Annotated in this window: 1 protein-coding gene; it reads right to left on the bottom strand. The window is 65.5% G+C overall.

The genetic code is table 11. From position 1 onward, the window contains the following. Nucleotides 1–459 (bottom strand): epoxide hydrolase family protein (locus CCN42_RS40000; protein ID WP_211294905.1); only part of this gene is annotated, 459 nt, incomplete at its 3' end. Nucleotides 460–583: the final 124 nt, after the last annotated feature.

The following is a 583-nucleotide window of genomic DNA, read 5'->3' as shown; positions in this document are numbered from 1 at the left end:
GCGCATCAGCTCGGCCCAGGCCCGCGCGACGTGGACGATGTCCCAACCGCGCTGGTGGGTCGGCCCCGAGAAGCCGTACCCGGGGATGGACGGGATCACCAGGTGGAAGTGGCGCGACAGCGGCTCGATCACGTCGAGGAACTCCAGGAAGGAACCGGGCCAGCCGTGGGTGAGGATCAACGCGAGCGCGTCCGGCTCCGGGGAGCGGACGTGCACGAAGTGGACCTTCTGTCCGTCGATCTCGGTCATGAAGTGCGGAAGCTCGTTGAGTTCGGCCTCCCGCGCGCGCCAGTCGTAGCCGGTGCGCCAGTACTCGGCCAGCTCCTTCAGCCGGGCCAGCGGGAAGCCGTAGTCCCATCCGGCGTCCGCCACCTCGTTGGGCCAGCGAGTGCGGGAGAGGCGGTCGGTCAGGTCGTCGAGGTCGGCCTGGGGGATGTCGATACGGAACGGCTCGATCATGGTTTTCGCTCCAGGGAGATGCGCCCACTGATTCATTAGCGTCACGAACGTTTGCGCCACTAACGAAACTAGACTGTTAGTGGGACTAATGCAAGGGACGTAGGATTCCCCCATGAGCCCGATC

Origin of the sequence: Streptomyces glaucescens, from assembly GCF_002154375.1 — a bacterium.
Lineage (GTDB): Bacteria > Actinomycetota > Actinomycetes > Streptomycetales > Streptomycetaceae > Streptomyces > Streptomyces glaucescens.
The sequence above is the reverse complement of the archived record's forward strand: the minus strand, read 5'-3'. Positions and strand labels throughout refer to the sequence as shown.